Genomic DNA, 17,120 nt, shown 5'->3' on the forward strand with positions numbered 1-17,120 from the left:
TTATATTTGAAAAAAGGCTCCGATTATAAAAACCGAAGCCTAAACTTTTCAACTTACACACTTTTTGGGATAGTGTCGCTAATCTAAAACATTATGATTATCCACTTTTTCAATCGTTGGTAATCCCGAATTACGCATAATTATTTTTATAGAAATAAACAGCACTACTCTGTACTTTCATTTCACTATATGATGTTTTAATGAGTATTTTTAACAATAATGCTGCAAAAATTAATTATTATAGATCTTTAAAATATCTATTAACTTAACTACATTATTGATTCCGAGTTTCTCAAAAATTCGACTTTTAAAGGTACTAACAGTAGTCATCTGAATGTTTAATTTATTGGATATTTCGAGATTTCCATCACCTTTTACCAGAAGCTCCGCCACTTCTATTTCCCTTTCAGACAGTTTTTCTAACGGGTTTACCGGAAGATTATACAAAGCGTTTTCGATAATTTTGTTTTTTACAACATTGCTTATGTATTTCCCTGTTTTAATCACAGATTCTACAGCCAGGATAATCTCTTCGTCTTTGCTGTATTTATTTAAAAATCCATTGGCTCCGGCATGAATATAACGCAATGCATAGTGCGATTCATCATAAGCGGAAAACATCATAATCAACAAATCAGGATAATTTAACCTGATTTCTTCGACCATTTTTGTGCTATTTCCTCCCGGAATACTGATGTCTAAAAAAATCAAATCCTGCTTTTCTTTTAATTTATTAGTAAGATCTTCAAAACTATCAGCATGAGTGATTTCAACTTCTTTGCAAATGCTTTGTAATAACAAAGTAAGACCATGTCTCACTACGCTATGATCGTCAACTAATAAAACTTTAAATTTATTTTTCATGGGGCTAAAATAATTCTGAAATTCAAATTGTTCTTAATTTAATCTCAAAATTCTAAATGATTACTGCTGCAAATTTCTATAATAATTTATCAATTGAATTACTGAGTGAGTTACTTTAACTTTAACTAATAGTTAATAAACCTCGTAGTAAGCATCCTGTTCCTGAACAAACATCTTTGGGTTTTAAATTCATTAATAACACATACGAAATTTTCAGGTTTTAAGTTTTTAAATCTCGTCATCTTAAAGCAGATTTGACAATTTGGAAATTAAATGTTTTATTTAGAATCATTTTACTTATCAAAGCTACAAAATAAGAAACCAAAATATTGTAGAATTAATTCTACTCAAGATGAATTGACTGACTACAAATTTCTTAACAATTAATGGTGAAATTTGCAGTTTTAAAACACTTCACTAATTGATAACCTGCATTTAAAAATAATTCGATTATTAAATTTTTCAACAAGAAACACAATGCAAAAAAAATCAATCCTTTATCTGTTAATTGCTGTTCTTTTTTTCTCCCTGAAATCTTTTGCTCAAAAGGATATTTATGCGGGAATAGAAATTGGAAGTAAAGGAATAAAATTTTCGGTAATTGATGTAGATAACATTAAAAAAGGAGACTACACCATTCTTGCTTTCTGGACGGAAAATATTGGCATTGCCAAAAATATTTCTATCGATGGCAGCCTTGCTCAGGACGATATAAATAATGCAGCAAACATTGTTTACGGAAATTTGCTGACCATTAAAAAAAAGTATAATGTTCCTGATGAAAATATTTTTATAGTTGGATCATCCGGAGTGGCGATGGCGAATAATACTATAGATTTAATCAATAAAATAAAATCCCTAACGAATAAAGATCTTGATTTTATTGATGCTGATACTGAAGGCAAAATGCTTTTGAAAGGTTCTATACCTCCCACAGAATATGCTGATGCCCTGATTCTTGACATTGGCGGAGGAAATACAAAAGGAGGATACGTAAATGTATTGGAAAATAAATTTGAGTTCTTTCCCTTAAACCTGGAATATGGCACGATTACCTTAACAGAAGCCATAAATAAGACCATTTTAATTCCCGGACAGATCAATAATATGTCTGTCTATAACGAGAAAACATTTGAATATGCCCCAATATTGAGAGAGAAAATAAAGAATATACTGGACTCGAAACCAATGTCTTTAAATAAAAAGAAAATTTATTTGTCCGGCGGTGCTCTTTGGGCTTTTACTACTCTTTTTTACAACAAAAACAATGAGGATGATCATTATGTACCTCTGCAATTGCAGGACATCATTGACTATGATGCCATTTTGAAAAACAATTTTACCGTATTTGAAAACTTAGCTAAAACCAGCAAAAATGCGGATAAGGTTATAAATACCTATAGTCAGAAGCATTTGATTGCTGCCAATACTATTTTGATAGCCAGTCTGGAAAGTATCCCTAATTTGAAATCAAAAAAAATATATTTTGCGAAAGAAGGGCAAATTGCATGGCTAGTATCGTACGTAGTTGACCGTTCAAAAAAGATTAAGAATGTTTTTTAGCAATTAGAAGTAAATTTCAATCAATAATAATTTAAAACAATTTATATGTCAGATTTTTTACAACAGTTTGGGGACGAAATCAAAAAAAACGTTCCAGGTTATATTGCAATTGCCATAACCGAAATTAAAAGTGGTATTTCTTATTACAGCAACTCTGCAGTTATAGGTTTTGATCCTGAATTAGCTTCTGCTTTCAATCTTGAGGTAGTTAAAGCAAAACTAAATGCTATAAATGCATTAGGATTATCCCAGTCAATAGATGAAATTATGATTTCGCTTACAGAACAGATTCACATCATTGATATTTCAGAAAACAATGAATATTTTATTTATCTGGCAGTCGATTCTACTAAAGCAAATTTAGGATTAACCAGAGCTTTACTGAACAAATACAAAAAAGAGATTTCAGGGAAATTATAATTCTTTGCAATGACTGATTACTAAATCTGATGAAACTGAATCTAAGTTCTCATTCAAATGTATTGAGAATTGCCTTGTAAATTAAAAAGCTTATTGAGAGTTATTTCAATAAGCTTTTTTTTAATTGTACTGCATTTAATAAATTCAGAATTGCTATAATAATACTATTTCCTAACCCGTTGTATGAAATAGAATAAAATAGCTTCATTCAAGAATTAAAAATCTAATTTGATCTGCTGAAATCCTTTAAAATCTGCGTGAAATACTTTTATCTATAAATTTTTCGCGCAGATTCATACAGATTAAAGCAGATTTAGACAGATTTATATCTAAGCTGATTTAATAGTATTGAAGAAAAATAATTTCACCCAACGGATTATTTCCTAATCTATTTATGATTCAGAAAATAATGATTGAATAATCTTAGCTTTAATATGTTCTTTTTCTTTTTTTACAATAAAGATCAGCCGGTATGCCAAAACAGATCCGGCAAAACCAAGACATGATAAAAATATCCAGTTCGCTTTATACCCGTATTGCTCAATAATTGCCATTCCGGATTTGGTACTTAATATATGAGCCACACTATAACTCATTGTAAAAGCAGCCATGAATTTGCCTTCCTGTTTTTTAAGCGACCTCTTTTTAACAAATGAGTTTGCAAACGGAAAAGTGAACATGATACCAATTGTCATAAAAATCATCATTACAACTAATGCGCCTACACTATGATCAATCAACAGAAATAAATAACTAATACTCATCGCAAGGATACCATACGAAACCATTAAAAGTTTGTTGATATTTCGCGATTCAACATACGACACAATTGAGAGCTCAAAAAGCAATATTAGTACTCCGTTTAAAGCCAGAAACAACCCGCTTTCGATACTGCTAAAATTAAAAACCTCTTTATAATAAAGCGATAACGTTGTAAACATTTGAAAAAACAAAATACCAGTTATCAGCGTAACTGCCAGATGTATTAAAAATGGTTTGTCTTCCAGTAATGAATTTTCTTCTTTTAAGTATTTAAATGCATTCAGCTTATATGGTAGCTTTCTCTCTTTTACAAAAAAAGCAAACAGCAAAATACTTAAAATACAGGTTAATCCGTCGATATAAAACAAAAAACTGTAATTTGAAAGTGTAATAATAATTCCGCCAATCAAAGGGCCAAACATAAAACCTAAATTAACAGAGGAACGAATTAAGGATATTGCTTTTGTACGTTCTTTTTTATCTGCATAAGTATCTAATGAAACCAGCATTGCCGGCCTGTACATATCTGAAATTGTAGTGAGAACCAAAACCCCAAAACAAAAGCTGTAAAAAGTAGTCAGAAACTGAAGCAGAATAAAGATTAAACCACTGATAAAAAGACTGAAAACCATTACTTTATAAAAACCTATTTTATCTGAGAGCTTACCGCTTATCCAGGTTCCGGTAAAAGAACCAATACCAAAAAACACCATGACCCAGCCGATCTGGCTATAACTAAAGTGTAATTCTTCTAACATATATTTAGACAGAAAGGGTACAACCATTGCGCCGAGTCTGTTAACAAATGTGGTCACAGCCAGAACTTTTACTTCGACAGAAAATTGGGTGAAATTTTTAATATAATTCTTAAATAATCTTAGTATCATATGTTTAGCACTTGTATTTATTCTGAATTTTAAATTGAATGTTTTTGCTTTCTATTAAGAAACATTGAATTGTCATAACTTGATTTCATAGTAATAATAATTTGAAATAAAGCTTTTCCTGACAAAACCAAAACTTTCGTAAAGATGATGGGCGGCAAAATTTTCAGTATCCGTATTTAATGAAATTTGCCTGACATTATTTTCACGGGCATTCTCAAAACATTTTGTCATAATTTCCCTTCCAATAGATTTTCTTCTAAAATCTGTTTTAACATAGAGATACGATATATGCCAATTGAATTCAGCAATAGACAATGGGTTTATTTTATAATGCAATACGGCAAAAGCGACTACCAGATCCTGTTCTTTTTTTACAAAAATCTTTGCTTTATTGCGGCTTAATTTATCTTTAATAAACAATACCGCATTTTCTAAATTAAGGAGTTTTTCATCGATTAGTTTAGATTCATAAATAATATCTTTTACCGAATCAAAATCTGCAGCGGTAATCTCAAATACATCATTTAATTTACTCATAAAAATTATCCACCAACATTGATTTACACTGGATTTACAGACGCAAATTTAATTTTTATAAGCCAAAAAGAAGAGGCTTTTCAACCGAATAAAATTTCTGCTGTTGTAGAATTAAAACTACATTAGGAGTAAAAATACAAATAAGTCAACAGCCATTTAGATCTGGCATCAATAGTAGTTTTTAAAAAGCTATTTATACATATAATCAGCCACAGAATAGCTATAAAACAAAACGTCCGAAAAAAATTTCGGACGTTTTTGGCTTTTATTATTTGTTAATCGTTTTATCACAATCAACTTTTATAAGTGTATTTCCTGGATCGAATTTAAGTGTTTTTCTATCTTTAAAGCTAACTTTTCCATTTGCTTCAACAACATCTCCGTGACCTTCTATTAAAGTCCCTTCATTTTGTAAAAATACAACTTGCCTAACGGAAGATGTACCTTCTGAGTTAAAAGTATAATCAGCAATTAATGTATCGCCAACCATATTTCCATTTATAGTTCCTTCATTTTTATCTTTTCCATATAAACTATAGCGTAAATTTCCGTTAACTTCCTGATGAGAATTAACATTAAAATTTAATTCAATTGTGTTATTGTTTGCCGTTGAAGCAAAACATTGATTTCCTGAAGGTTCAACTATTTCTGCTTCTTTTGGTGAACTTGGAGCAATTTCTGTAGAGCCGGTAGAAGTGGTAGTTGTTTTTTTACAAGAAATAAAAACTGAAAGGACAATTGCTGATACTAATATTACTTTTTTCATGCTACTCTTTTTTAGTTATTTTACACTATAAATGTAACCTCTAAACAATAAAAAGCCATTCTTTGTAAGAATGGCTTTTTATATAATTCCCATACAGGAAATTTTAAGCGTCTAAATCTACTGTAGTTTTGCTTGCAATCTCTTTGTATGTACCGTTAACTAATTTTTCACGAATAGCTTCGAAAGCAGTTAAGGTCTCTTCTATATCTGCCAGAGTATGAGATGCCGTAGGAATAACACGTAATAAAATCATCCCTTTTGGAATAACAGGATAAATTACAATGGATAGGAAAATACCATAGTTTTCTCTTAAGTCATTAACCATTACCATTGCTTCCGGTACACTTCCTTCCAAATAAACTGGCGTTACACAAGTATTGGTATCTCCAATATTAAATCCTTTGCTTCTTAAACCATTTTGCAAAGTATTTACATTCTCCCATAATTTATCTTTTAATCCCGGGTTGTCACGTAATAATTGCAGACGTTTCAATGAACCAATAGTCTGAATCATTGGTAAAGCCTTAGCAAACATTTGAGAACGTAAATTATATTTTAAGTAATCAATTATATCCTTATCAGCTGCAACAAAAGCACCAATATTTGCCATTGATTTAGCAAATGTAGAAAAGTAAACATCTATTCCGTCCTGACAACCCTGCTCCTCACCTGCTCCTGCACCCGTTTTACCAAGTGTTCCAAAACCGTGAGCATCATCAACCAATAAACGGAAATTGTATTTCTTTTTCATTTCTACAATTTCTTTCAGCTTTCCTTGCTGACCACGCATCCCAAAAACACCTTCAGTGATAAAAAGAATTCCTCCGCCTGTCTCCTCTGCTAATTTCGTAGCACGCTGAAGGTTTTTTTCCATGCTTTCAATGTCGTTGTGCTTGTACGTAAAGCGCTTTCCACTATGCAAACGAACTCCATCAATAATACAGGCATGCCCGTCTACATCATATACAATTACATCATTTCGGGTAACCAGGGCATCAATAATTGATACCATTCCCTGATAACCAAAATTCAATAAATAAGCAGATTCTTTCATTACAAAAGCAGCGAGTTCTTTTTCTAATTGTTCGTGGAATTTAGTATGACCACTCATCATACGTGCTCCCATTGGGGCAGCAGCACCGAATTCTAACGCCGCATCAGCATCTGCTTTACGAACTTCCGGATGGTTTGCAAGACCCAAATAGTCATTTAAACTCCAGTTTAAAACTTCTTTTCCCTGAAATTTCATTCTTGGTCCCAAATCTCCTTCTAATTTTGGAAATACAAAATAACCTTCTGCCTGCGAAGCCCATTTTCCTAATGGTCCTTTATTGTTCTGGATTCTTTCGAATAAATCTTTTACCATAATATAGTGAAGTAATAATTTTAACTTAAACAGCGAGCAAAAATAAATATTTATTCTATGGTATCATAATAATTTAAAAATGATTCGTATCCAAAAATGGCTGTTTAATAAACTTTTAAAGTGAAATATGCCGACTTGAAATAAAATTCCTCGTAAAATTTAAAAATTCAAGTAAACCGGGTTAACAATTTAAAGTAGTTATAAATTCAGCACTATCACTCAGAATTGTTTATTTTTTACTAATTTTAAAACACTTTATATAAAAAATCTTAATACCTGATATAATGGCTTTAACCAATACTAAAGACCTAAAACTAGCCGTTCTTATTGATGCCGACAACGTTCCCTACAGCAATGTAAAAGGCATGATGGAAGAAATAGCCAAATTTGGAACCCCTACCACAAAGAGAATTTATGCCGACTGGACCAAGCCAAATTCTAACGGATGGAAAGGCGTTTTGTTAGAACACGCCATAACTCCGATCCAGCAATATAGCTATACCGTAGGCAAAAACTCCTCTGACTCGGCTTTGATTATTGACGCCATGGATTTGCTTTATTCAGGAAAACTGGACGGCTTTTGTATCGTTTCAAGCGACAGTGATTTTACGCGTCTTGCTATACGTCTTCGCGAATCAGGAATGAAAGTAATTGGTATTGGAGAAAAGAAAACTCCCAATTCGTTTATTGTTGCCTGCGACAGATTCATTTACATTGAAGTTCTGGATGGTGCTATTCAGAAGAAAAAACCGAAAGCTGTTACAACAACAACCGATTCTAAAAAACCTATCGAAAAACCAGCTGCTAAAGCTTTGGCGAAAATCGATGCTGCAACTATCGAACTTATAGAAGCCACTATTGAAGACATTGAAGATGATGATGGCTGGGCATTTTTAGGTGATGTGGGAAACTTAATTGTAAAGAAAAAACCCGAGTTCGATCCCCGCAATTATGGATTTTCAAAATTAACACCAATGCTGAAATCCTTAACCGACATTCTGGAAATAGACGAAAGAGAGTCTGATAAAAAAGGAATCAAACATGTTTACGTCCGGCTAAGATTCAATTAATTCAGATTATTACATTATTAAAGATTAAAAAACATGAGAAAAAAATTCTTTGTCTACGGAATCTTATTCTTTCTATTAGTTGCAGCCATTTATTATTATTTCAAAGTTGGCTTTTTATTATTGATAATCCTGCCTGTTTTATTGGTTATAGGAATTTTTAATTCCGTTCAGAAAAAACATGCAATTTTAAGAAACTTTCCTGTTTTAGGGTATTTCAGATATTTATTTGAAACGATTGCACCTGAAATTCAGCAGTATTTCATTGAAAGATCCACAGACGGAAAGCCTTTTTCAAGAAATCAGCGCTCATTGGTCTATCAAAGAGCAAAAAACATAGACTCTAACACACCTTTTGGAACACAGCAAAACTTAAATACAGATAGTTACGAAGGAATCAAACACTCTATTTTTCCGGCCAAAGTAAACGAAGAATTACCTCGTGTACTGGTTGGAGGAAAAGACTGCAAACAGCCTTACTCTGCTTCTTTATTTAATGTATCGGCAATGAGTTTTGGTTCTTTGAGCGAAAATGCCGTTCGTGCCATAAACATTGGAGCCAAAAAAGGCAATTTTTACCAAAACACAGGAGAAGGCGGATTGACCGAATATCATTTGGCCGGCGGCGGCGATATTACCTGGCAAATTGGTACCGGTTATTTTGGATGCCGTGATGCGGAAGGGAATTTCAGTCCTGAAAAATTCTCTGAAAAAGCCAATCTTCCAACCGTAAAAATGATCGAAATCAAACTCTCGCAAGGTGCCAAACCAGGTCATGGAGGTGTACTTCCGGCAGCTAAAAACACTGAGCAGATTGCTAAAATCAGAGGCGTTGTACCACATACCATGATACTTTCTCCTCCAGGCCATCATGCTTTTTCAGATGCGAAAGGATTAGTTCATTTCATAAAACAATTACGTGATTTATCAAACGGAAAACCAATCGGATTTAAGTTATGCATTGGAAACACTGAAGAATTTGAAGCCATCTGTCACGAAATGATCGCTGAAGATATTTATCCCGACTTCATTACCATTGACGGTGCTGAAGGCGGGACCGGAGCAGCTCCGTTAGAATTCGCCGATGGAGTCGGAATGCCTTTCGAACCGGCTTTAATCTTTGTAAACAAAACTTTGGTTAGCTTAAACATCAGAGACAAAATCAGAATTATAGGAAGCGGGAAAATCATATCAGGATATTCTATTCTTCACGCCATTGCTTTAGGAGCAGATATGTGCAACAGTGCAAGAGGCTTTATGTTTGCACTCGGCTGCATTCAGGCGTTGCGCTGTCATAATAACGAGTGCCCAACCGGAGTTGCCACTCAAAACAAAATGCTGATGAAAGGTTTGGTTGTTACCGATAAATCCGAACGGGTGTACCATTTTCATAAAAACACACTTCATGCCGCAAACGAACTTTTGGCTGCAGCCGGCAAAACGTCTTTTGGAGATGTAGATATTAATATATTTATGAGAGGAGATGAATTTACAAATCTATCAGAATTATATTTTCCGGACAATTTGAAAAATGTTACCAGATGAAATTAAATACAAAAGCCTCTTTGATTTGACAAAGAGGCTTCGTTTATTTGAGCTGTCCAAAAAATAATGATCAAAGTTTTGCTGTTACTTTATTTTCATCTGCGCTTCCTGAACCTGTTAAAGCTGCTAATTCTTCCTGACCAATTAATTTTTGTGCTATTATGGAATTGTTATAAGCTAAAAAATAAACATCAAATTTCACCCCCTCTTCAATCAACTCCTTAGAAATCTGATCGTTGTCAATCATTCCTTTCAACAAATCCGGAAATGACTCGCTATAAGTCTGTTTATTCTCATCTGTTTCCTCCAGATTGGTTTCAATTCTAATCTCAATTTTATTCTCGCTTAAAAATGCTTTTGCAGCTGTACTGGTAATATTTGAACCTTTTATAGAACTTGAAGTATTGTATGTAGCTACATGTTCCTGAATTTTTTGTTTTGTATTTTTACAACTTACTAACATTAGTACAGCCGCAAACACAAATGCGATTTGGGTAATTTTAATCATAATTTTTTAGGTTTTTAGGTTAATTTTTATTCGATTTCACTCAAACATAATAAAATATTAACACAAAAACAACATTTATACAATTTTAACAAAAACAAGAAATTACTGCCCGGAATAATATATAAGAATAAGATTAACAAAACTTTAGCCGAAAGATCACGAAAAAATCTCAATAATAAAATTTCAAAGTGCTTGGAATTTAGTCGGTGTATATTTTAAAAAAAATGATTGATTATTTTAAATATTGAAGCGATTCCTTTGTAAGTACTTCCCTATTTAAAACAGTATTATCATCAGCTAAATAGTAAAGGTGAAATTCTACTCCTTCTGCTATTAATTCTGTTGGAATCTGATCTTTTTTAATCATGGATTGTCTCATTCTTGCAAATGCTACAGAAACAGCAGCTTTTTTGGCTTCACTTTGTTTTAAATCAGTTTCAAAACGCAATTCTATTTTGTTATCATTAATATAACCTCTTGCTGTAGTCAGCGTTACATTTTCGGCTCTAAAACCCGGAGCAATAGTATTGTTGTATGTAACCACATACTCCTGGAGTTTTTGTTTAGTGTTTTTACAGCCGATCAGTACCATTACAGCAAGAATGGCAAATACGATTTTGGATAGTTTATTAATCATTTCGATGTGGTTTAATGATGCTATATTTCAACTTTTATCACAATTTTATTCAGCATACCGCCTGTAATCATCGGAGCATGAACATCTTCCGGAAAAAGAATTACAAATTGATTTTTATTTAACTTGAAAAACATATCAGGTGCATCATTAAAAAAACAGACATCTTTTTCATCATTATAAGTACCGTTTGGAATTTTACAATTTGCTCTTGGTTTCCACGCAAAGGTTTCCGTTTCACTTATACAAAACTGAATGTCAATATTTTTATCATGACATTCAAAAGTTTTTAAGCTTTCTTCAACTGTTTTCCCTTTTCCCTGAAATCCGAAAAATCTTACTCCTTCAATTTCATGTTTAAAATCGGCGGAAAGATTTTCTAAATCATTTTCACGCAGGTAATCAAAAGCTTTTTTGAAGGACGGATGCAAAATTTCGTATTTTGCTGCATTCTCTAAAGAATCTATAATCATAATTCGATTGTTATTTGAGTTGATTTTTCTTATAAAAATAGGATTTAATTTATTTCAATCCCTATAAATTATCTGATTTAGTAAATCAATTACAACTTCTTTGTAACTTTGTGAATGGCAAATTTTCTTTAAAACAATCAAACATTTCCTTTGAAAAATCCCCGAATAACTTATTTCATCTCTTTGATTATTGTTATTTTTCTTGGAATCATTTCACGAAAAATTGATTTCATTCCGTTATGTTTTGGAGATTTTCTTTACGGAGTTATGATTTATATTTTAACCCGAATCTTTCTGATTAATCAAAAACCGATTCAAATTGCCATTATTTCATTATTTATCTGCTATAGCATTGAATTCTTTCAGCTTTATCAATCAGACTGGATTATAGCAATTAGAAAAACTCTTTTGGGGAAATATGTTCTGGGTCAGGGATTTTTATGGACAGATCTAGCAGCTTATACTTTTGGAGCTGCTTTTGCTTTTATCATTGAAAAAAAATACATTAAAAAACCATACATATGAAACTAGTTTTCGCATCAAACAATAAAAATAAAATTAAAGAAATTCAAAGTATTCTAAACGGATCTATACAAATATTAGGTCTGGAAGAAATTGGCTGTTACGAAGAAATTCCTGAAACTGCAGACACCATTGAAGGAAATGCTGTTTTAAAAGCCAATTATGTAACCGAAAAATATGGTTATGATTGTTTTGCAGATGATACCGGTTTAGAAGTGACAGCTTTAAACGGAGAACCGGGTGTTTATTCGGCTAGGTATGCCGGAGAACACAAAGATTCTAATGACAATATTAATAAGCTTTTGGAGGCATTAAAAAAGGAGTCAGACAGAAGCGCACAGTTCAAGACCGTTATTGCATTAAATTTAAATGGCTCACAACATTTGTTTACCGGAATTGCAAAAGGAAATATTACTTTGGATAAAGCAGGAAACCATGGTTTTGGATACGATCCGGTTTTTCAGCCTGAAAATTATGCAGAAACATTTGCTGAACTGGATTCTGAAATAAAGAATAAAATCAGTCATCGGGCTAAAGCAACTCAGCAACTAATTGATTTCCTGAATTCAACAAAATAATTGTTTAAAATAAAACATTTAAACAGATAAAATTTATATTTTAAGACGTGTTTTTTTCTATTTTATTTCAAAATGTTTCACACCACAAACATAACTTTTTGACAATCAAATCATAACAAAAACACAAATCTTAAAATTGCATTAGTTTATATGAATTATTAACAGTAATTTTGCACCCTATTTTAAAAATACATATGAATAAATTTGAACAATTAGGATTGAATGAATCGTTACTGAAGGCGATTTTAGATCTAGGATTTGAGAATCCGTCGGAAGTACAGGAGAAAGCGATTCCCCTATTATTGGAAAAAGATACAGATATGGTTGCGTTGGCTCAGACAGGGACAGGGAAAACGGCAGCTTTCGGTTTTCCGCTAATCCAAAAAATTGATGCTGACAACAGAAATACACAGGCATTAGTTTTATCGCCAACAAGGGAGCTTTGTTTACAGATTACCAACGAACTTAAAAACTACTCAAAATACGAAAAAGGTATTAATGTGGTAGCAGTTTACGGAGGAGCTAGTATTACAGAGCAGGCAAGAGAAATAAAGAGAGGGGCACAAATTATTGTGGCTACTCCCGGGAGAATGCAGGACATGATCAACAGAGGTTTGGTTAACATTAAAAACATAGACTACTGTGTTCTTGATGAGGCAGACGAAATGCTGAACATGGGATTTTATGAAGATATCGTATCTATTTTATCAGATACTCCGGATGAGAAAAGCACATGGTTGTTCTCTGCAACTATGCCACAAGAGGTTGCCAGAATTGCAAAACAATTTATGAGCGAGCCATTAGAAATTACAGTCGGAACTAAAAACTCAGGATCAGCAACGGTTTCTCACGAATTTTATCTAGTAAACGCACGTGACCGTTACGAAGCCCTGAAACGTTTAGCTGATGCTAATCCGGACATTTTCTCTGTAGTTTTCTGTCGTACGAAAAGAGACACTCAGGCTATTGCTGAAAAATTAATTGAAGACGGTTATAGTGCCGCTGCGTTACACGGAGATTTATCTCAGGCTCAGCGTGACGGTGTAATGAAATCTTTCCGTGGAAGACAAATCCAGATGCTTGTTGCTACTGACGTAGCTGCACGTGGTATAGATGTTGATAACGTAACACACGTTGTGAACTACCAGTTACCAGATGAAATCGAAACGTACAACCACCGTTCTGGACGTACCGGTAGAGCAGGAAAATTAGGAACTTCTATTGTAATTGTTACAAAAAGTGAGTTGCGTAAAATTTCTTCTATCGAAAGAATCATCAAACAAAAATTCGAAGAAAAATCTATTCCATCCGGAATTGAAATCTGCGAAATTCAGTTATTACACTTAGCTAACAAAATTAAAGATACTGAGGTTGATCACGAAATTGACAACTACTTACCGGCAATCAACAATGTTCTTGAAGATTTATCTAAAGAAGAACTGATCAAAAAAATGGTTTCAGTAGAATTCAACCGTTTCATTACTTACTACAAAAAGAACAGAGATATTTCTGTTCAGTCTTCTAACGAAAGACGTGAAAGAGGTGATTCTGAACCAAGGGAATTCAATAATAACGGAGCAGTTCGTTATTTTGTAAACATTGGCTCAAGAGACAATTTTGACTGGATGACACTAAAAGACTACCTGAAAGAAACATTAGACTTAGGTCGTGATGACGTTTTCAAAGTAGATGTAAAAGAAGGTTTCTCTTTCTTCAACACAGATCCTGAGCACACTGATAAAGTAATGGATATCTTAAACAACGTTCAGTTAGAAGGACGTCGTATTAATGTTGAAATCTCTAAAAATGACGGCGGAGGAAGACGTGACCACAACAACCGTGGCGGAAGACGTGATGCAGGAAGAAGAGACGGAAACTTTGCTCCAAGACGTGAAGGCGGATTTAGAAGCGACAGAAACTCAGCTCCAAGACGTGAAGGTTCAGGAGGAGGATTCAGAAGCGAAAGAAATGCTGCTCCGAGAGAAGGAGGTTTCAGAAGAAGCGAAGGAAGCTCAGAAAGAGCTCCAAGACGTTCTGAAAGCTTTGGTGATTCGCCAAGACCAAGAAGACCAAGAAGAGATTAAATAATTTGATTTTCTAAAATACAGTCCCAAATTCCAGATATAATTGGAATTTGGGATTTTTTTATTATATCAGAAACTTACTCCTGTCTTTGTTAATTTTCTGATAATTATATTTAGATTCTGCAAAATATTTAATCCCGATTTACTACTTTTAGTGCTTTAAATCAGGATATGAAATATTTCGCAATTTTCTTTTTTACATTATTGTCAGCCATAGGTTTCGCTCAGGAAACAACATCGGCGATACCTCAAAGGGTTTCCGGCTACATTTACAACGACAATAGTAAAGAGCCTATTCCTAATGTTAATGTTATCAATACCAACAAAGTGCGTGGCGCTATGTCTGACGCAAAAGGATATTTTGAAATAGATGTACAGGTTAATGATACACTTCATTTTTCTATTTTAGGATTTCAATCGTTAAGAATCAGGGTAACAAACGACTGGGTAAAAAATAAAGTTACAAGAATTCAGCTTACAGAAAAAGCAATTGCCCTTGAAGAAGTTGTTATTGCACCATTTCATTTAACCGGTTATCTTGAAGTAGATTCTAAACTGATTCCAACTAAAGAAAACTATCGTTACAGTATTTCCGGGCTTACACAAGGTTATGAAGCAGGCGAATATTCTCCAAACGCTTTCGGAAAAGTTTTGGGTTCTATTTTTAATCCGGCCGATATGCTCTATAATTTCTTTGGAAAGAATGGAAGAGAACTCAAGAAACTAAAAGAAATGAGGAAAGATGATACTGTCAGGAATTTATTAGAATCAAAATATGACCGGGAAACAGTAGCTGTACTTTTAGGCATCAGCAAAGATGAAATCCCTCAAATTCTGGAACGCTGCAGTTACTCTGAAGCTTTTATTCAGGAAGCAAATGATTTACAGATTATGGATGCCATTAGCGCTTGTTATGAGCAATATAAAGTATTGAAAAGGAATTAATTTACTTTAAAAAATAAAATATTATAATCCTCAATTTTTTAAAAAGTTGAGGATTTTTTTTATAATTCATATTTAAAAAGCCAAATGAATTATAATGAAATCGGGCAATTGGCAGCATATCATTGTTTATCACTGCAAAAAAGATTTAACTCAAATCCCCTAAAGAACTGTAAAATACTTCCGTTAAAATTTACAATCAAAAAAGGTCAAATAATTTATCTTTTTTAGCCTTTATAATAAAAATAGTATTTATCTTTAATAGATGTAAAATATTAAAAAACAGACCTTTAAAACAAATTACAAGTATTAATTAAACGCGATTATGAAAAAAAATTACGTTTTCAAAATTGTATTTTTATTGCTCTTCTTTCTAATGAGCAGCAAAAGTTTTTCTCAACATACCGATTTAGTTGATGATTCTCAAACTCAAATATTACCAGACACCACAAAAAGTTATTTTATTCCTGATCCTTCTCACAAAGGAATGAAATGGTCAAGAACTAAAAACAAATGGTTTACTGCCAAATTAGGATTTGCTCCGATTTTAGATTATAACGCTAATTTTCAAAATCAAGACAGCAAAAACCAGGTTGGTACTCAGGAAAGCAGATTTGATATTAGAAGCGCCAGAGTAATGCTAAGCGGTAAAATAAATTTTAAAAATCCATGGCAATATTTAATTAGTGTTGAGTACAAAGGATTTGACCGCCCAGAAGATGCTGATCAAATTGGAATAACAGATTTAAAATTTGTAATTCCGATAACCAAAAACAGCGACATAATTGTGGGAAAAATAAAAGAAACCTTTATATATGAAATGGTTGGAGACGCTGCCAATTTACCGCATTTTGAAAGAATTTTAAATCCTTTTTTTAATAGCCGAAATAATGGCCTTATTTATCGTCACTTTTTTTTAAACAACAGGATATCTGCTTCTGCCGGTGCCTACAGTAGCTGGCCTACAAGTGAAAAAAGCTTTTCAGACAGTGACGCGACTTATACAGCAAGAATAACCGCACTTCCAAAATGGAATAATGAAGGTAAGGAATTTGTACATATAGCAATTGGTATGCGCTATGTAGATGTAAAAAATAACATTGTCAGGCTGAAAGGCAAAAACGAATCCAATATATCCAGCTATTATGTTGATACAGGGACTTTAAATGCCCCACACCAATTTAATCTTAGCTTTGAACAACTATGGAGTCTGGACAATTTTTCTGTATTAATGGAATATGTACATAACTGGACTCCTACTTATGATTTAGGTATGCAGCAGTTTAGCGGTTATTATGTAACAGGAAGTTATATTTTTAGTGGTGAACAACGCCCTTATGACCAAAAAGCAGCTTACGCAAGAAGAATTAAACCAACAGGAAAATATGGCGCCTGGGAGATTATTGGCCGTGTAGGTTCAAATGATTTGGAGACTAGAGATGTTCAAGGAGGCATAAACAATCATTATTCTTTAGGACTAAACTGGTGGGCAACCAACTACTGGAAAACAGGATTTATTTATGGAGTTGGAAATTTAGACAAAAACGATGTTACCGGAGTAACCAATAGCCTGCAGTTTAGGATTCAGTGGATTTATTAAAA

The 17,120-nt window shown here is 33.1% G+C and carries 17 protein-coding genes; 9 read left to right on the forward strand and 8 right to left on the reverse strand.

Features of this window, described 5'->3' with window-relative positions; translation table 11 throughout:
* Positions 1-231 precede the first annotated feature (231 nt).
* Positions 232-864 (reverse strand): response regulator transcription factor, encoded by a 633-nt coding sequence (locus tag GXM17_RS10225; protein WP_163399239.1) that lies wholly within the window; start codon positions 862-864, stop codon positions 232-234.
* A gap of 477 nt (positions 865-1,341) precedes the next feature.
* Between GXM17_RS10225 and GXM17_RS10230 the strand changes: the two genes are divergently transcribed.
* Both GXM17_RS10230 and GXM17_RS10235 read left to right on the forward strand, forming a co-directional pair.
* Entirely contained in the window at positions 1,342-2,427 is a 1,086-nt protein-coding gene (locus GXM17_RS10230) for a Ppx/GppA phosphatase family protein (protein WP_163399240.1), read from the forward strand.
* A 45-nt stretch (positions 2,428-2,472) separates the two neighbouring features.
* Positions 2,473-2,847, forward strand: a complete 375-nt coding sequence (locus tag GXM17_RS10235; protein WP_163399241.1) for a hypothetical protein — start codon at positions 2,473-2,475, stop codon at positions 2,845-2,847.
* 392 nt (positions 2,848-3,239) lie between these two features.
* On the opposite strand, the gene GXM17_RS10240 is transcribed toward GXM17_RS10235, so the two are convergent.
* From GXM17_RS10240 to capB, 4 genes are all read right to left on the reverse strand, one after another.
* Complete coding sequence (locus GXM17_RS10240; protein ID WP_163399242.1) at positions 3,240-4,496, reverse strand: MFS transporter; 1,257 nt, start codon at positions 4,494-4,496, stop codon at positions 3,240-3,242.
* Positions 4,497-4,568: 72 nt separating this feature from the next.
* Complete coding sequence (locus tag GXM17_RS10245; RefSeq protein ID WP_163399243.1) at positions 4,569-5,033, reverse strand: GNAT family N-acetyltransferase; 465 nt, start codon at positions 5,031-5,033, stop codon at positions 4,569-4,571.
* 268 nt (positions 5,034-5,301) lie between these two features.
* Positions 5,302-5,799, reverse strand: a complete 498-nt coding sequence (locus tag GXM17_RS10250; RefSeq protein WP_163399244.1) for a type 2 periplasmic-binding domain-containing protein — start codon at positions 5,797-5,799, stop codon at positions 5,302-5,304.
* 103 nt (positions 5,800-5,902) lie between these two features.
* Positions 5,903-7,165 (reverse strand): cysteate-C-fatty acyltransferase, encoded by a 1,263-nt coding sequence (gene capB / locus GXM17_RS10255; protein WP_163399245.1) that lies wholly within the window; start codon positions 7,163-7,165, stop codon positions 5,903-5,905.
* A 284-nt stretch (positions 7,166-7,449) separates the two neighbouring features.
* On the opposite strand from capB, the gene GXM17_RS10260 reads away from it, so the two are divergent.
* Both GXM17_RS10260 and GXM17_RS10265 read left to right on the forward strand, forming a co-directional pair.
* Positions 7,450-8,235, forward strand: a complete 786-nt coding sequence (locus GXM17_RS10260; RefSeq protein WP_163399246.1) for an NYN domain-containing protein — start codon at positions 7,450-7,452, stop codon at positions 8,233-8,235.
* Between the two features lie 33 nt (positions 8,236-8,268).
* Positions 8,269-9,777: an FMN-binding glutamate synthase family protein gene (locus GXM17_RS10265; RefSeq protein WP_163399247.1), complete on the forward strand. Its 1,509-nt coding sequence runs from the start codon at positions 8,269-8,271 to the stop codon at positions 9,775-9,777.
* 70 nt (positions 9,778-9,847) lie between these two features.
* Here the strand turns inward: GXM17_RS10265 and GXM17_RS10270 are convergent, their stop codons facing one another.
* The 3 genes from GXM17_RS10270 to GXM17_RS10280 all read right to left on the reverse strand — a co-directional run bounded on the left by GXM17_RS10270 (position 9,848) and on the right by GXM17_RS10280 (position 11,392).
* Positions 9,848-10,285 carry a hypothetical protein gene (locus tag GXM17_RS10270; protein WP_163399248.1) on the reverse strand — a complete coding sequence of 146 codons (438 nt, stop codon included), beginning with the start codon at positions 10,283-10,285 and terminating at the stop codon, positions 9,848-9,850.
* Between the two features lie 232 nt (positions 10,286-10,517).
* Positions 10,518-10,922, reverse strand: a complete 405-nt coding sequence (locus tag GXM17_RS10275) for a hypothetical protein (RefSeq protein WP_163399249.1) — start codon at positions 10,920-10,922, stop codon at positions 10,518-10,520.
* Positions 10,923-10,942: 20 nt separating this feature from the next.
* The gene (locus GXM17_RS10280; RefSeq protein WP_163399250.1) at positions 10,943-11,392 is read right to left on the reverse strand and encodes a NanQ anomerase/TabA/YiaL family protein; all 450 of its coding nucleotides are present in this window, start codon (positions 11,390-11,392) and stop codon (positions 10,943-10,945) included.
* A gap of 150 nt (positions 11,393-11,542) precedes the next feature.
* Here GXM17_RS10280 and GXM17_RS10285 point away from each other — a divergent pair, with 150 nt between their 5' ends.
* The 5 genes from GXM17_RS10285 (at position 11,543) to GXM17_RS10305 (ending at position 17,118) form a co-directional block, all read left to right on the forward strand.
* On the forward strand, positions 11,543-11,917 hold the full coding sequence (locus GXM17_RS10285) for a ribosomal maturation YjgA family protein (protein ID WP_163399251.1): 375 nt from the start codon (positions 11,543-11,545) through the stop codon (positions 11,915-11,917).
* Positions 11,914-12,492 carry a non-canonical purine NTP diphosphatase gene (locus tag GXM17_RS10290; RefSeq protein WP_163399252.1) on the forward strand — a complete coding sequence of 193 codons (579 nt, stop codon included), beginning with the start codon at positions 11,914-11,916 and terminating at the stop codon, positions 12,490-12,492. The genes GXM17_RS10285 and GXM17_RS10290 overlap by 4 nt, the downstream gene beginning before the upstream one ends.
* 194 nt (positions 12,493-12,686) lie before the next feature.
* Entirely contained in the window at positions 12,687-14,576 is a 1,890-nt protein-coding gene (locus tag GXM17_RS10295) for a DEAD/DEAH box helicase (RefSeq protein WP_163399253.1), read from the forward strand.
* A gap of 171 nt (positions 14,577-14,747) precedes the next feature.
* Entirely contained in the window at positions 14,748-15,521 is a 774-nt protein-coding gene (locus GXM17_RS10300; protein ID WP_163399254.1) for a carboxypeptidase-like regulatory domain-containing protein, read from the forward strand.
* A gap of 322 nt (positions 15,522-15,843) precedes the next feature.
* Positions 15,844-17,118 carry a porin gene (locus GXM17_RS10305; RefSeq protein ID WP_163399255.1) on the forward strand — a complete coding sequence of 425 codons (1,275 nt, stop codon included), beginning with the start codon at positions 15,844-15,846 and terminating at the stop codon, positions 17,116-17,118.
* Positions 17,119-17,120: the final 2 nt, after the last annotated feature.

The organism is Flavobacterium fluviatile, assembly GCF_010645065.1.
In the GTDB taxonomy this organism is placed as follows: Bacteria; Bacteroidota; Bacteroidia; order Flavobacteriales; family Flavobacteriaceae; genus Flavobacterium; species Flavobacterium fluviatile.

Excerpts from the sequence above, each read along its gene's own strand:
- GXM17_RS10225 (WP_163399239.1), bottom strand. The coding sequence starts at position 864 with ATGAAAAATAAATTTAAAGTTTTATTAGTTGACGATCATAGCGTAGTG.
- GXM17_RS10230 (WP_163399240.1), top strand. The coding sequence starts at position 1,342 with ATGCAAAAAAAATCAATCCTTTATCTGTTAATTGCTGTTCTTTTTTTC.
- GXM17_RS10235 (WP_163399241.1), top strand. The coding sequence starts at position 2,473 with ATGTCAGATTTTTTACAACAGTTTGGGGACGAAATCAAAAAAAACGTT.
- GXM17_RS10240 (WP_163399242.1), bottom strand. The coding sequence starts at position 4,496 with ATGATACTAAGATTATTTAAGAATTATATTAAAAATTTCACCCAATTT.
- GXM17_RS10245 (WP_163399243.1), bottom strand. The coding sequence starts at position 5,033 with ATGAGTAAATTAAATGATGTATTTGAGATTACCGCTGCAGATTTTGAT.
- GXM17_RS10250 (WP_163399244.1), bottom strand. The coding sequence starts at position 5,799 with ATGAAAAAAGTAATATTAGTATCAGCAATTGTCCTTTCAGTTTTTATT.
- capB (WP_163399245.1), bottom strand. The coding sequence starts at position 7,165 with ATGGTAAAAGATTTATTCGAAAGAATCCAGAACAATAAAGGACCATTA.
- GXM17_RS10260 (WP_163399246.1), top strand. The coding sequence starts at position 7,450 with ATGGCTTTAACCAATACTAAAGACCTAAAACTAGCCGTTCTTATTGAT.
- GXM17_RS10265 (WP_163399247.1), top strand. The coding sequence starts at position 8,269 with ATGAGAAAAAAATTCTTTGTCTACGGAATCTTATTCTTTCTATTAGTT.
- GXM17_RS10270 (WP_163399248.1), bottom strand. The coding sequence starts at position 10,285 with ATGATTAAAATTACCCAAATCGCATTTGTGTTTGCGGCTGTACTAATG.
- GXM17_RS10275 (WP_163399249.1), bottom strand. The coding sequence starts at position 10,922 with ATGATTAATAAACTATCCAAAATCGTATTTGCCATTCTTGCTGTAATG.
- GXM17_RS10280 (WP_163399250.1), bottom strand. The coding sequence starts at position 11,392 with ATGATTATAGATTCTTTAGAGAATGCAGCAAAATACGAAATTTTGCAT.
- GXM17_RS10290 (WP_163399252.1), top strand. The coding sequence starts at position 11,914 with ATGAAACTAGTTTTCGCATCAAACAATAAAAATAAAATTAAAGAAATT.
- GXM17_RS10295 (WP_163399253.1), top strand. The coding sequence starts at position 12,687 with ATGAATAAATTTGAACAATTAGGATTGAATGAATCGTTACTGAAGGCG.
- GXM17_RS10300 (WP_163399254.1), top strand. The coding sequence starts at position 14,748 with ATGAAATATTTCGCAATTTTCTTTTTTACATTATTGTCAGCCATAGGT.
- GXM17_RS10305 (WP_163399255.1), top strand. The coding sequence starts at position 15,844 with ATGAAAAAAAATTACGTTTTCAAAATTGTATTTTTATTGCTCTTCTTT.